Origin of the sequence: Candidatus Kosakonia sp. 282A-S69 (assembly GCF_029433855.1) — a bacterium.
In the GTDB taxonomy this organism is placed as follows: Bacteria; Pseudomonadota; Gammaproteobacteria; order Enterobacterales; family Enterobacteriaceae; genus Kosakonia; species Kosakonia cowanii_A.
Map to the genome: position 1 here is coordinate 252,812 of NZ_JAROAU010000003.1, position 13,330 is coordinate 266,141.

At 55.6% G+C, this 13,330-nt stretch carries 12 protein-coding genes; 11 read left to right on the top strand and 1 reads right to left on the bottom strand.

Translation table 11 applies throughout. The features are described 5' to 3' along the window. Positions 1-456 precede the first annotated feature (456 nt). The 4 genes from PU683_RS07000 to PU683_RS07015 all read left to right on the top strand — a co-directional run bounded on the left by PU683_RS07000 (position 457) and on the right by PU683_RS07015 (position 2,871). On the top strand, positions 457-1,533 hold the full coding sequence (locus PU683_RS07000) for a pectinesterase family protein (RefSeq protein ID WP_277170805.1): 1,077 nt from the start codon (positions 457-459) through the stop codon (positions 1,531-1,533). A 286-nt stretch (positions 1,534-1,819) separates the two neighbouring features. After that, on the top strand, positions 1,820-2,152 hold the full coding sequence (locus tag PU683_RS07005) for a TehB family protein (protein WP_277170806.1): 333 nt from the start codon (positions 1,820-1,822) through the stop codon (positions 2,150-2,152). Positions 2,153-2,162: 10 nt separating this feature from the next. Beyond that, on the top strand, positions 2,163-2,501 hold the full coding sequence (locus tag PU683_RS07010) for a DUF1869 domain-containing protein (RefSeq protein ID WP_277170807.1): 339 nt from the start codon (positions 2,163-2,165) through the stop codon (positions 2,499-2,501). 13 nt (positions 2,502-2,514) lie between these two features. After that, the gene (locus tag PU683_RS07015) at positions 2,515-2,871 is read left to right on the top strand and encodes a TehB family protein (protein WP_277170808.1); all 357 of its coding nucleotides are present in this window, start codon (positions 2,515-2,517) and stop codon (positions 2,869-2,871) included. 27 nt (positions 2,872-2,898) lie between these two features. Here PU683_RS07015 and PU683_RS07020 read toward each other — a convergent pair whose 3' ends face one another. Further along, positions 2,899-3,771, bottom strand: coding sequence for a LysR family transcriptional regulator (locus tag PU683_RS07020; RefSeq protein WP_277170809.1), 873 nt, complete (start codon positions 3,769-3,771; stop codon positions 2,899-2,901). Positions 3,772-3,878: 107 nt separating this feature from the next. Here PU683_RS07020 and budA point away from each other — a divergent pair, with 107 nt between their 5' ends. The 7 genes from budA (at position 3,879) to PU683_RS07055 (ending at position 13,324) form a co-directional block, all read left to right on the top strand. After that, on the top strand, positions 3,879-4,658 hold the full coding sequence (budA, locus tag PU683_RS07025) for an acetolactate decarboxylase (RefSeq protein ID WP_277174227.1): 780 nt from the start codon (positions 3,879-3,881) through the stop codon (positions 4,656-4,658). A gap of 20 nt (positions 4,659-4,678) precedes the next feature. Further along, positions 4,679-6,358: an acetolactate synthase AlsS gene (gene alsS / locus PU683_RS07030; protein ID WP_200134782.1), complete on the top strand. Its 1,680-nt coding sequence runs from the start codon at positions 4,679-4,681 to the stop codon at positions 6,356-6,358. A gap of 16 nt (positions 6,359-6,374) precedes the next feature. Next, positions 6,375-7,145, top strand: a complete 771-nt coding sequence (locus PU683_RS07035) for a (S)-acetoin forming diacetyl reductase (protein ID WP_277170810.1) — start codon at positions 6,375-6,377, stop codon at positions 7,143-7,145. 94 nt (positions 7,146-7,239) lie between these two features. Continuing rightward, complete coding sequence (locus PU683_RS07040; RefSeq protein ID WP_277170811.1) at positions 7,240-7,476, top strand: hypothetical protein; 237 nt, start codon at positions 7,240-7,242, stop codon at positions 7,474-7,476. 421 nt (positions 7,477-7,897) lie between these two features. After that, entirely contained in the window at positions 7,898-9,442 is a 1,545-nt protein-coding gene (locus tag PU683_RS07045) for an MFS transporter (protein WP_277174228.1), read from the top strand. Positions 9,443-9,760: 318 nt separating this feature from the next. Continuing rightward, positions 9,761-10,678: a UbiA prenyltransferase family protein gene (locus tag PU683_RS07050; RefSeq protein WP_277170812.1), complete on the top strand. Its 918-nt coding sequence runs from the start codon at positions 9,761-9,763 to the stop codon at positions 10,676-10,678. Between the two features lie 18 nt (positions 10,679-10,696). Next, on the top strand, positions 10,697-13,324 hold the full coding sequence (locus tag PU683_RS07055) for a phosphotransferase (RefSeq protein ID WP_277170813.1): 2,628 nt from the start codon (positions 10,697-10,699) through the stop codon (positions 13,322-13,324). The last annotated feature ends 6 nt before the right edge of the window (positions 13,325-13,330 follow it).

Genomic DNA, 13,330 nt, shown 5'->3' on the forward strand with positions numbered 1-13,330 from the left:
GACTCAAAAGAAAGCAAAGGTTGCCAGAAAAGCACACCTGAGGCCAGTTAAAATATCTTCTTATGATTTAAGGTCTTTTTAGCCAATTAATCAACCTGCTTGCATATATAGCTGCATTCAGAAACAACCTGGTCGGGCAGGAATAAATTCTCTCCTCTATCGTGATAATAGTTTTGATTCTCGTTTAAGTAATCTGCCTGATAAGTTTGAGTTTGATCTCAAAACAGCGTTTTAAAATTCGCAAACGCTTTTTACTCACCTATGCTGGTGTAAAAAATTAAAAGCATTACAGCCCGTTAAGCCGACTCTCCTTTCTGATTTGGACAGAGGCCGCTATTTGCCAGAAACAGATCCTGATTCAACCGGCGCGCCGCGCTGGCATAGCGTCATATCTGGCAGATCTGCGCCCTGGCTGCATCAACTGCCCATGTCCAAAAACCTACCAAGGAGAGAATAATGAAAACCCTGCACTGCTCCGCACTGCTGCTGGCCTGCCTGAGCGCCAGCGCGCAAGCGGCCGAGTGGAACGCCGTGGTATCGCCCACGCCGAAGGCCGGTGAGTTTTCCACTATCGGCCAGGCGCTCGACGCCGCCCCGCAGAACGGCACACCGTGGCGCATTCTGATTAAAGAGGGGCGCTGGCATGAGCGGCTGGTGATTGAAAAGCCCGTCACGCTGGTCGGGCAATCGACGGCGGGCACAGTGATTGAGGCCAATACGCCCGCGGGTGCGCTGGATGAGCAGGGGCAGAAGCTCGGCACCGGGCGCACCAGCACCGTAGAGATCCGAGCCAGCGGCGTGACGCTGGAGCACCTCACTATTCGCAATACTTTCGATTTTCCCGCCAACGCCGCGCTGCCGGAAGGCGATGCGAAGAAGTTAAAAGATACCCAGGCGGTGGCGCTGATGGTGGCAGAAGGGGCAGACAGAGCGCGCTTTCGCCACGTTCGCCTTGAGGGTTACCAGGACACCTTCTACAGCAAGCAGGGTAGCCGCAGCTACTTCACCGACTGTGCCATCAGCGGCCATGTCGATTTTATCTTTGGCCCCGGTATCGCGGTGTTCGATCGCTGCGAAATCATCGCCCGTAACCGTCATGACACCGCACCGCCGTATGGTTACCTCACCGCGCCTGCCACCCAGGCCGACGAGCGGTTTGGTCTGTTTATTATCAACAGTAAGTTGAGCAAAGAGCCGGGCGTGCCGGCGAAAAGCTTTGCGCTGGGCCGTCCCTGGCACCCGACCACCCAGTTTAGTGACGGGCGTTATGCCGACCCTAACGCCATTGGCCTGGCGGCGATTATCAATAGCGAGATTGATGACCATATCTACGGCTGGGACAAGATGTCCGGCAAAGATAAAAACGGCGACAAAATATGGTTTTACCCGCAGGACAGCCGCTTTTATGAGGCCAGTAACCGCGGGCCAGGTGCCGGGCAGGGGGGTGAGCGCTATCAACTAAGCGAGGCGGACGCCGCGCAGTATAACGTGGCGGCGATCTTTGACGGCTGGGAGCGCGCTCTTCTGCAATAAGCGACGTTGCCCCCATTTTGGGGGCATCGTTTAGCGTTGCCGAATAAATAATTACATTTACTGGCTATGCTGGTTTCATTTTTATCGCGTTTTTATTTTTTATAAATACACTCCTTATGGAGTATAAAAAGTAGCACGAAATAGGTTTAAAGAAGATTTATCTTATCAACTTGAAATAACATTCATAAAAAACAGTCGATATTTTTTTAAACAGGTATATGCTATCCAGCATATTATTTTTCCCCTCCCGGCAACGACAGCGGCTGAGATAAAAAGAGGATGAAATATGCAACGCATTGCCATACCCGTGAATTATGTCCACACTCGCACCACCCCTTTCTGGACAAAAGAGACGGCGCCGGCCTCCATCTGGAAACGCCATCTTGATGCCGGTACCCGGCCTGGTGTCTACCCCCGTTTAAGCGTGCAGCGCGGCGCGATCCGCTACTACGGCTATGCCGATGAGACCAGCCCGCAACCGGTGGAAACCCTGACCATCCACGCCGGGGAGTTCGGCGTCTTCCCGCCTGAAAAATGGCACAATATCGAGGCGCTCAGTGATGACACCGTGTTCAGCGTCGATTTCTATGTTGATCCCAAAATTCTGATTGAAGGTTGAGGTAGCAATTATGGATAGAGAAAATAGAGGTTATTCACTCTCGGTTTGCCATCAGGAAAGCGGTAAAACAGAGCAGAAAGTTTATTTAAAGCCGATGTCACTCTACGTTCCTGATATTGCGAATCAGGCCGTTACTGAACTGGTTGCAAAATTAAATCTCTCTTCCGACCATAGCGGTGAATATACGCTTACCGTCACCAATAATAATAATGGTGTCTCGGTCGATAAAGATTTCAGCGACCTCAGTGAACTGACCGATCCCCTTATTACGGCGGATGCGGTAAAAGATCTGATTAATATCGTCCGCGGCTATGAATCGGATGAAGAGACCAACGTATGCGGCTGGTAACCGGAGGCTAACAATGACGCAGTTTATTCCACTCCATTTTCGCCACACCCGCACAACGCCCTTCTGGACGAAAGAGACGGTGCCGCAGGTGCTTCTGACGCACCATAACACTAAGAAAGGGGTCTATGGCCGTCTGTCGGTGATGCAGGGCGCGGTGAAATATATCGGTTTTGCCAGTGAACATGAGGCCACCCCGGAGAGCGAGGTGGTGATCGAAGCGGGGCAGTTTGGCATCAGCCCGCCGGAGTACTGGCACCGGGTTGAACTGTTGACCGATGACACTTACTTCAATCTCGATTTTTTCGCCGATCCTGGTGCCGCGCTTGATGGCAAAGGCATCAATCAGGTCGTCAATACCCACCGCCGTTAAGGGCTCTGCGCCCGAGTCCTCGGGCGCTTAAAAGTGATCGATAAACCGCCTGACCGCAGGCGAGCGTTCGAACTTGCGCCACGCCAGCGCCACATCGGTTTTCAGCGTATTTCCCGCCATCGAATGAAATGTCACCATCGGATGACCAAAGCAGGCCATCGACTGCGGAATGATGGCAAAGCCGAAACCGGCGGCCACCATGCTCAGGGATGAGGAGAACTGCGAGGCCTGATGGGCATTCTCCATCTCCACACCGGCACGCAGGCAGGCGTTGTAGATCAGCTCATACAGCCCCGGCGATACCGCCTGCGGAAAGAGAATCAGCGGCGTGTTCTGCAACTCGCTGAGTGCAATATCCGCCTTCGCCGCCAGCGGATGAGTGCGGTGCAGGGCAATCAGCATCGGCTCCTCATCCACCAGCTTCAGGCTAAAGGTTTTGCTGCTTTCGCACGGCAGGCGCACGAATGCAACGTCAATTAACCCCTCATCCAGGCCGTGGATCAGCGTCGCCATATTGTCCTCTTTCTGATAGAGCGCCACCTTTGGGTAGTCGCGCTGAAACTGGCGCAGCACCGAGAAAAAGTGGGTATGGAAAGCGTTGGAGCTGGTCACGCCAAGGTTGAGCTTGCCGTTAATCCCCCGGGCGATGCCCTTCGCTTTTTCCAGCGCTGCATCGCTCATCGCAAGGATATGGCAGGCATCATCATAAAAGGCCTCGCCAGCCTCGGTGAGCGTGACGCCGCGCGTCTGGCGATGGAACAACGGGGTGCCCACCTCTTGTTCAAGACGACGAATCTGTTGGCTTAATGGCGGCTGCGACATACCGAGCATTTCCGCTGCGCGCGTGAAGTGTTGCGTCTGGGCAACGGCGACAAAATAACGTAAATAACGAAGTTCCATATCTAAAACATCTTAAACCCTCATGTTTTCTATATTGGAATCCCCCGCTGAAACGAGTCAATATTTAATCAGCTTTTCTAATCGTCTCTACAGTGGGGGAAAAGATGATGAGTGACGCAACTGATTGTTCTTGCGAGGGAAATCTACGAAACACAATTCGTGCTTTTTCTGAAAGCAAGCCAAACGGCGTGATATATCAAACATCGCTAATGAGTGCGCTACTTAGCGGCGTTTATGAAGGGAATACCACGATTAAGGATCTACTTAGTCATGGTGATTTTGGTCTGGGTACATTTAATGAGCTTGATGGTGAATTAATTGCCTTTAACAGCGAAGTGTACCAATTACGTTCCGATGGCAGCGCCCGCGCCGCGAAGCCGGAGCAGAAAACCCCTTTTGCGGTAATGACCTGGTTCAAACCGCAATACCGCCACGTGTTTGAGGAACCCATTAGCCGCCAGGCGCTGCATGAGGTGATTGATCGGCAGATTCCGTCCGACAACCTCTTTTGCGCCCTGCGTATCGACGGTCACTTCCGCCATGCGCATACCCGCACCGTGCCGCGCCAGACGCCGCCCTACCGCGCGATGACCGATGTGCTCGACGATCAGCCGGTCTTCCGTTTTAACGGCCGCGACGGTGTGCTGGTCGGCTTCCGCACCCCGCAACATATGCAGGGGATCAATGTGGCGGGTTACCACGAACACTTTATTACCGACGATCGCCATGGTGGCGGTCATCTCCTCGACTACCAGCTGGATCACGGCACGCTGACGTTTGGTGAAATCCATCAACTGATGATCGATCTCCCTGCCGATGAAGCCTTCCTGAAAGCGGATCTGCACCCGGATAACCTGGACGCCGCCATCCGTTCGGTTGAGAACTAAGTGATGTAAAGGAGTAGTGTATGAGCAACGAACGCCATACCCAGATGTGGGCCCACGGTGCCGACATGGTGGTGGGGCAACTGGAAGCGCAGGGTGTCAAACATGTCTTCGGCATCCCCGGCGCGAAAATCGATAAAGTGTTTGATTCTCTTCTCGATTCCTCCATTGAACTTATTCCGGTACGCCACGAAGCGAACGCCGCATTTATGGCGGCAGCGGTCGGGCGTATCACCGGCAAAGCGGGCGTGGCGCTGGTGACCTCTGGTCCCGGTTGCTCCAACCTGATTACCGGCATGGCGACCGCCAACAGCGAAGGCGACCCGGTGGTTGCGCTGGGCGGGGCGGTGAAACGCGCCGACAAAGCCAAGCTGGTGCACCAGAGCATGGACACGGTCGCGATGTTCCAGCCGGTGACCAAATATTCCGTTGAGATCTCCTCCCCGGATGCCATCTCCGAAGTGGTCTCGAACGCCTTCCGCGCCGCCGAACAGGGCCGCCCGGGCAGTGCGTTTGTCAGCATTCCGCAGGATATCTCCGACCAACCGGCCAGCGGTAATATTCTGCCCTCTAACGCCGTGCCGCAGTTGGGCTCCGCGCCCGATAAGATGATTGATGAAGTGGCGAAGCTGATTGCCGGAGCGAAAAATCCTGTCTTCCTGCTCGGCCTGATGGCCAGCCGGGAAGAGAATATTGCCGCGCTGCATCACCTGCTGGAGAAAACCCATATTCCGGTGACCAGCACCTACCAGGCGGCGGGCGCGGTTAATCAGGAGCACTTTACCCGCTTTGCCGGGCGCGTGGGCCTCTTCAATAACCAGGCGGGCGACCGGTTGCTGCACCTGGCGGACCTGGTCATCTGTATCGGCTACAGCCCGGTGGAGTATGAGCCAGCGATGTGGAACACCGGCGATGCGAAGCTGGTGCATATTGACGTGCTGCCTGCGTATGAAGAGCGCAACTACTCGCCGAGCGTTGAGCTGATTGGTGATATCGCCAGCACGCTCGATAAGCTGGCACATAAGATTGCCGAACCGCTGGTGCTCTCGCCGCGCGCCTCGGAAATCCTGATTGACCGTCGCAACCAGCGTGAACTGCTCAGCCGTAAAGGCGCGCAGCTCAATCAGTTCGCTATTCACCCGCTGCGCATTGTTCGCGCGATGCAGGATATCGTGAATAACGACGTCACCCTGACGGTGGATATGGGCAGCTTCCATATCTGGATTGCCCGCTACCTCTATAGCTTCCGCGCGCGCCAGGTGATGATCTCCAACGGCCAGCAGACGATGGGCGTTGCCCTGCCGTGGGCGATTGGTGCATGGCTGGTGAACCCGGGGCGCAAAGTGGTCTCTGTCTCCGGCGACGGCGGGTTTTTACAATCCAGCATGGAGCTGGAAACCGCTGTGCGTCTCGGCGCCAATATCCTGCACATCATCTGGGTGGATAACGCCTACAACATGGTGGCGATTCAGGAAGAGAAAAAATATCAGCGCCTCTCCGGGGTCAACTTCGGCCCCGTCGACTTTAAAGCCTATGCCGAATCTTTCGGCGCGAAAGGGTTTGCCGTTGAAAGCACCGCCGCACTGGAGCCGACGCTGCGCGCAGCGATGGACACACAAGGCCCGGCGGTGGTCGCCATTCCGGTCGACTACAGCGACAACCCGCTGTTGATGGGCCAGCTGCACCTCAGCCAGATTCTGTAAAAACTAAGGAGTCGTTATGAAAAAAGTCGCATTTGTTACCGGTGCCGGCCAGGGCATTGGCCGCGCCATCGCCCTGCGTCTGGCAAAAGATGGTTTTGCCATTGCCGTTGCCGACTACAACAGCGAGACCGCGAAAGCGGTGGCCGAGGAGATCAACGCCAGCAACGGTAGCGCAATTGCCGTCACCGTCGACGTTTCCAGCCGCGAGCAGGTCTTTGCCGCCGTCGAAGAGACGCGCAAAAAACTGCACGGCTTTGACGTGATCGTCAACAATGCCGGGGTCGCGCCTTCAACGCCGATTGAGTCCATCACCGAAGAGGTGATCGATAAGGTCTATAACATCAACGTCAAAGGCGTGATTTGGGGCATGCAGGCGGCGATCCAGGCCTTCAAAGCGGAAAAACATGGCGGCAAAATTATCAATGCCTGTTCGCAGGCCGGCCACGTTGGTAACCCGGAGCTGGCGGTCTACAGCTCAAGCAAATTCGCGGTGCGCGGCTTAACCCAGACCGCCGCGCGCGATCTGGCCCCGCTGGGGATTACCGTTAATGGCTTCTGCCCGGGTATCGTGAAAACACCGATGTGGGCCGAGATTGACCGCCAGGTCTCTGAAGCAGCGGGTAAACCGATCGGTTACGGTACCGAAGAGTTTGCGAAACGCATTACCCTAGGTCGTCTGTCGGAGCCGGAAGATGTGGCCGCGTGCGTCTCTTACCTCGCTGGCCCCGATTCGGATTACATGACCGGGCAATCTCTGCTGATTGATGGCGGAATGGTCTTTAACTAAGTTTTACGGCTCGGACATGGCCTTGCCTCTGCCTTCGCGCAGGGGCTTTTTTTTGCCCGCGCCTTTTGCGTTTTTCGGCAAATGAGTGAAAAAATTGTCGTTTTGGTTAGCCATCAAAGTGCGTTTTACTGGCAGCATCAACCCTCTGCTGGAGAACGTGCTGATGAAACAACGGCTGCAACAATGGCTCTCACGCCTCGCCCCACCGCTGAATGTGCCGGTAGAGGAGGGGGAGTTTGATTCCGGGCGGCATGTCGCGCTGCTGATCCCCTTTGGCCTGCTCTACGGCCTCGACTACCATCCCTCCTTATGGATTTACGATGAAAAGTGAACGCTTCCATCTCGTCATGCGCTACAGCTACTGGAATGAACTGTGCGCGTTAACACACCGCCCGTCTGCATGCCGGCGGGCTCTCTCCCCTTCCATAAGCCGATCAATTTCTCCTTCTCCCGCACCGGTTCCGGCCATTACGCATCAGGCGTAATAAACTCAGCGCTGTCTCACATTTTTTTACTTTTTCATTCCCGTTATGCGTTATTTTGCGCGGGTTATGGCGAAGTTCACAATTTCACCGCTTCATCTTGTATGGTAGTAGACTTGAATTCGTTGGCAGAGATAACGTGGAGTCCGTGAAGCATGCGTCACTACCAGGCCGTGCAAAACAGCGGCCAGCGTTTAACGCGATGATCCTTAAATGGGGTTTATATGTCTCTGATAACGAATGATATTAAGCAAAAGGCGGGAGGGGATGATGAGTCGTGAACCGCGTAAAGTCACAATCCCTGTCAGCATTGGCTATGGCATGACGGATATTATGGGCGGCGGGGCCTTTACAGTCATTGGTGCCTGGCTGCTCTTCTACTACACCACCTTTGTCGGCCTGTCACCGCTCGAAGCCGCCTCTATTGTTGCCATTGCCCGTATTGTCGATGCCATCGTCAGCCTGTTTATGGGCAGCTTTACTGACCACTTTTATAAAAATGCCTTAGGTAAAAAGTTTGGCCGCCGCCGCTTCTTTCTGTTGATCGGCGCACCGCTGATGCTGGTCTATATCCTGCTCTGGCTCAACGGCATGAACTTCTGGTTCTATCTCGCCGTCTACCTCGCCTTTGAGATCATCGCCGCGATGGTGCTGATCCCCTGGGAGACGCTGCCTTCAGAGATGACAAAAGATTTTAACGATCGCACCAAGCTCTCGACCTGCCGCATGTTTCTTTCCGCTTCCGGCACCTTCCTCGCCACTTTTATTCCAGGCTTGCTGATTGGCTGGCTGGGCGAGAAGAACGCCGATGCGTATCTCATCAACGGCGTTGTCTTCGCCGTGCTCTTTATGGTCTGCGTCTTTATCTCCTGGCGCGTGACCTGGGAGCGCGAGCTGACCCCGGAAATGGTGGCCGAGATGGAGAGAGCGGCACCGGCGCGCAGCATGGCGCAGAAGCTCTCCGGCATTGGCGCGCTGTTTAAAGATTATGCCTCCACGCTTAAGATCCGCGCCTTTCGTAAACATTTGGCTATCTACCTCTTCTCCTTTACCGCGAAAGATGTTTACAACACGGTGTTCGTTTTCTTCTGCGTTTACTGTCTGAATGTCTCGTCGTCGCTGGCGGGCACGCTGCTATCGATGAGCATTGTCGGCCTGCCGGTCACGCTGGCGGCAGGGGTGGCAATCATCAAATTTGGCCCTTCACGCCTCTATGTATTCGCCTATAGCCTGATGATGATCTGCCTGGCGGGCTTCTTCCTGGTCTACCAGTTCCCGACCGCGCATAGCGTGCTGGTGCTGGTGATCCTTGCCGGTCTCTACCAGGTGGGGCGCTGCGTGCTGGAGTTCACACCGTGGAACGTCTTCCCGTTTATTCCGGATATTGACGAAATGGTGACGCGCCAGCGCCGCGAAGGGCTGTTCGCCGCGGTAATGACCTTTTCACGCAAAACCACGGTCGCCATCGCCACCTTCGCCGTGGGGCTGCTGCTGCAGAGCGGCGGTTTCGTGAAAGGCAGCCAGGTACAGCCGCAGGAGGCGATCAACACCATTGTGATGCTCCTGTTTGTCGGCACCGTTGGCCTGCTGCTGGTGGCGCTATGGCAGGCGTTGACCTTCCATCTGAATAAGCGCACGCACCGCATCTTTGTGGAAGAGCTCGATCGCCTGAAGGCGGGCGGCCTGAAACAGAGCGTGACGCCGCAAGCGCGCCACATCGTTGAGGATCTCACCGGCCACGCTTATGACACCCTGTGGAGCGACGCACCGCAACCTGCCTTAAAATCTGCCACACCTACCTCTTCGCTGAGCTAACGTTCTCGCGCATAAAGGCCATGCCCACACGCATGGCCTTTTTTATTTCCCGCCGCCGTGCAATTAAATAATTTAATCTTAAAAGCACTAAGGCAACAATATTATTGTTTCGTCTTTTATAACGAATAATTAATAACTTCTTAATATTATTAGAGAGCGATCACATCAGGCGGTTTTTTTAAATGAAACTGCACAGGTAGAGATTTATATTGGCTCTGCACGCACCGTTATTTCATTTCTTACAGAGTTGTCTTGTTAATAATGTCATTAAGCGTGACGATCTTTCTGTTTTCAGATAATTATTTATCGGGGGTTGCTATGACCTGTAGAGAAAATAGTTCGCTGTTTTCGCGAATGATGTTATGGGTGAATGAACGCTTTCCTTTAACAAATATACCGCTCTTTTTTATTCTTTGGTTTTTATCCTTTTCCGTTGCTATACCCGCGCAAGCCACTATTAGCCCAGCAAAAATAGCGCTCGGCTGCCTGCTGTCACTCTCCTTTTTTCTGCTGTTACGCGTGCTGGATGAACATAAAGATTATGCGGATGACTGCCTTCATCACCCGCAGCGCGTATTGCAGCAGGGCATTATCAGCCTGGCTCACCTGAAGCTGCTCGGTGCGCTCTGCGTGCTGCTCCAGCTGGGCGGCATCGCTCTGCTCGCACAGGGGCAGCAGCAGGTATGGCTAAGCTGGGGGCTGCTGCTCAGCTGGACCTTCCTGATGACGAAAGAGTTTTTTGTGGCTGAGTGGCTTAAGCGGCACTTCGCTCTCTACGCGCTCTCCCACACGCTGGTAATGCCGTTTGTAATCTGGTGGCTGGCCACGCTGGCCTCGCCGGTGGTGACGCTTGAACTGCCGCTTATTTTTCTGATGTTGCTCGCTTTTTTATGCGGATTAATTTTTGAAATCACGCGTAAATGTAAAGGCCCGGATGAGGATCGTGAAGAGGTGACCAGCTGGTCGCAATTATATGGTCGCCCGCTTTCGGTATTAATGATTGTCAGTCTGCTTATATTGATGGCCATTACGCAATATTTTCTTATTTTATGCAAAACCGGTGCGGTGTCGGGCTGGTTTTATGTGGTAAGTGGTTTGGTTAATTTCTTTTCCGTAAGCCAGTTGCTGATTTTTCTGATTAATCCCGGTCAGCGGAACAGGAAAAGAAATGAGGCGATGGTCGGCATGGCAATGTTGGCAGGATATATATTGTGTATCGTTGAAATATATTTGTAGCACAGGGAAGAGGTAATAATGATGAAATCATTAATTACGGCAACCATTGTCGATATCCACCCGACCGAGTTTACACTCTTATTTGAAAGCGAAGATCGCTGCGATGCGTTTATCTCCGGTCCGCAGCGCGCGTTATCACTCTACGAACAGGCTGTTCAGCTCCCGGCGCTCAGGCTTCTGCATAAAGAGCGACAGCAGAGCGGGCAGTGGTCGGCGACTTTAACCTGCCGCTCGGCGCGGGAGAATAAACAGTGCTACTGGCAGCTAAAGCTGTGCCACCCGCGCGACGCGCCTTTGCAAAGCGCCGCCGCTCTACCCCGTCGCCATCTCTACGACTGGAGTGAGAAGGGGCGGCAAAAAAGGCTGGTCTGGCTGCGTCAGCACACCGGCCACGCCTTAAACCGGCTCTCTGCCACCCATCTGCAGGCGGAGACGTTGCAGAGTCATCTTGAGGGGTTTATCGGCTCGGTTGAAGTGCCGGTCGGTATTGCCGGGCCGCTGCTTATCAACGGCTGGCGCGCGAAGGGGATCTTTTACGCGCCGCTGGCGACCAGCGAAGGGGCGCTGGTGGCCTCGGTTTCGCGCGGTGCCAGCGCTATCACTCACAGTGGCGGGGCGACGGCGCGCGTCACCGGCCAGCGGATGATGCGCTCGCCGCGCTTCGAATTTATCTCGGTGCGCGATGCGCTCGCTTTCTGCGCCTGGGCCGAGGACTATTTCACCGACATCAGCGATATTGTGCGCCAGCATTCGCGTTTTGCGCGCCTCACCAGCCTGACGCCGCGCGTCATCGGCAATGCCGTGCACCTGACCTTTACCTATCACACGGCAGACGCCGCCGGGCAGAATATGACCACCACCTGCACCTGGCAGGCGTGCAGGTGGATCCTCGAACATCTTCCGCTGGCATTAGCCCCCCAGCGTTACATCCTTGAAAGCAACCTCTCCAGTGATAAGAAAAGCTCGTGGAGCAGCTTTGCCCAGGGCAGAGGAACCCAGGTGATCGCCGAGGCAACGCTGACCGCCGCCGCCTGCCGCAGCTGTTTGCGCATCGCACCCGCGCAGCTGGTCGAGGCGTTTCAGGGATTTTGTGAAGGCTCCGTTGCCGCAGGCATGACGGGAGTAAATATCAATACCGCCAACGTCATCGCGGCGATGTTTACCGCCCTCGGCCAGGATATCGCCTGTAGCCATGAATCCTCCCTCTCGCAGCTGCAAATGCGCCTGACACCGGAGGGTGACGTCTACTGCAGCATGACGCTCCCGGCGCTGGTGGTCGGCACGGTCGGTGGCGGTACCACGCTTCCCGATCAGGCCGAGTGCCTGCAAATGTTGGGCTGCCATGGGACAAACGGCAGCGAAAGGCTGGCGGAGATCATCGCCTCATTTTGCCTGGCCCTCGATATCTCAACCCTTAGCGCGCTGGCGAGCGATGAGTTTGCGAAATCCCATGAGCAGCTTGGTCGTCAGCGGCGTAGCGCACCTTCCGGCAGAGCAGAAGAGGACCCGCTGTGCCGCTGCTTTCAGCGCGCCCGCTATACCGCCGCGTGGGGCGAAGAGCCGCCCCGGAGTGTCACCGCGATGCGCTGGCAGGGGAGCCAGGAGAGTATCCTGACGGCGCTCAGTTCGCATAGCGCGACGCTGCCCATTGGCCTGTTTGCCTACCGCCTGCAGCGTGAAGATGGCACCCAGGTGGCGGCGCTGCTGAAGCACAAACCGCAAACCGATGCGATAGCCCAACTGCTGCACTCGCTGGCGGCAGGCTGCGCCCCCGAGCTTGCCGATCTGCTTGTGCGCTTGCTTCCTGTCAGCGAGTTCAGCCATGCGCGTGAAAGGGAGATGGCGCTGATTACGCAAACCGATCCCGCTTTTACCCGCCATGTACCGACGCTCTACGGCACCTACGAAGATGGGAAGCACAGCATCATCATTGAGGAGCTGCTCGGGGAGGAGGCGCTGCTCAACAGCCTGTCAAACGGCGTGCGCTGGCAGCCCGCGCAGATCGATGCCGCGTTGCAGGGCATCGCCGATATTCACGCTCTCTGGTATCGCCGCGATGACGCCCTGCAGGCCACCTTTTGCCATATCGACTCTCCCTCCATCGACACGATCAGCAGCATGGTGCCGCTCTGGCAGGCCATCGCCACCTTCAGCCATCGCAGCGCTCCACTGCTCTTCACCAGGCCGCTGCTGCACCACTGGCTTAAGTGCGCCGGGGAGAGCACGGCGCAGTGGCGCGAGCTGGCGACGCTGCCGAGAACGCTGGTGCACAACGACTTTAGCCCGCGCAATATCGCGCTGCGCCGTGAGGATGCACGCCTCTGCTGCTGGGACTGGGAGCTGGCAACGCTGCATGTTCCGCAGCGCGATCTGGCTGAACTCTTAACGTGGACGCTCGATGAGCGCACCACGCTGCAAACGCTGTTACACCACGTGGAGTTTCACCGCAGGCAACTGGCAAGGCGTCTGGGAACCGCTATTGATGTCGGGGAGTGGTATCGCGGTTTCTGGCTCGCCCTGCGCGACTTCGGCCTGCGCCGACTGTCGTTTTACCTGATGCTTCATCACGTCAAGCCACGCCCCTGGTTTCCCGCCATTTTGCGCACCTGGGGACATCTGATTGAGCTTAGTGAGCAACGGATCTAAAAGGAG

Excerpts from the sequence above, each read along its gene's own strand:
- PU683_RS07020 (WP_277170809.1), bottom strand. The coding sequence starts at position 3,771 with ATGGAACTTCGTTATTTACGTTATTTTGTCGCCGTTGCCCAGACGCAA.
- PU683_RS07010 (WP_277170807.1), top strand. The coding sequence starts at position 2,163 with ATGGATAGAGAAAATAGAGGTTATTCACTCTCGGTTTGCCATCAGGAA.
- alsS (WP_200134782.1), top strand. The coding sequence starts at position 4,679 with ATGAGCAACGAACGCCATACCCAGATGTGGGCCCACGGTGCCGACATG.
- PU683_RS07055 (WP_277170813.1), top strand. The coding sequence starts at position 10,697 with ATGATGAAATCATTAATTACGGCAACCATTGTCGATATCCACCCGACC.
- PU683_RS07045 (WP_277174228.1), top strand. The coding sequence starts at position 7,898 with ATGAGTCGTGAACCGCGTAAAGTCACAATCCCTGTCAGCATTGGCTAT.
- PU683_RS07000 (WP_277170805.1), top strand. The coding sequence starts at position 457 with ATGAAAACCCTGCACTGCTCCGCACTGCTGCTGGCCTGCCTGAGCGCC.
- PU683_RS07035 (WP_277170810.1), top strand. The coding sequence starts at position 6,375 with ATGAAAAAAGTCGCATTTGTTACCGGTGCCGGCCAGGGCATTGGCCGC.
- PU683_RS07005 (WP_277170806.1), top strand. The coding sequence starts at position 1,820 with ATGCAACGCATTGCCATACCCGTGAATTATGTCCACACTCGCACCACC.
- budA (WP_277174227.1), top strand. The coding sequence starts at position 3,879 with ATGAGTGACGCAACTGATTGTTCTTGCGAGGGAAATCTACGAAACACA.
- PU683_RS07015 (WP_277170808.1), top strand. The coding sequence starts at position 2,515 with ATGACGCAGTTTATTCCACTCCATTTTCGCCACACCCGCACAACGCCC.
- PU683_RS07050 (WP_277170812.1), top strand. The coding sequence starts at position 9,761 with ATGACCTGTAGAGAAAATAGTTCGCTGTTTTCGCGAATGATGTTATGG.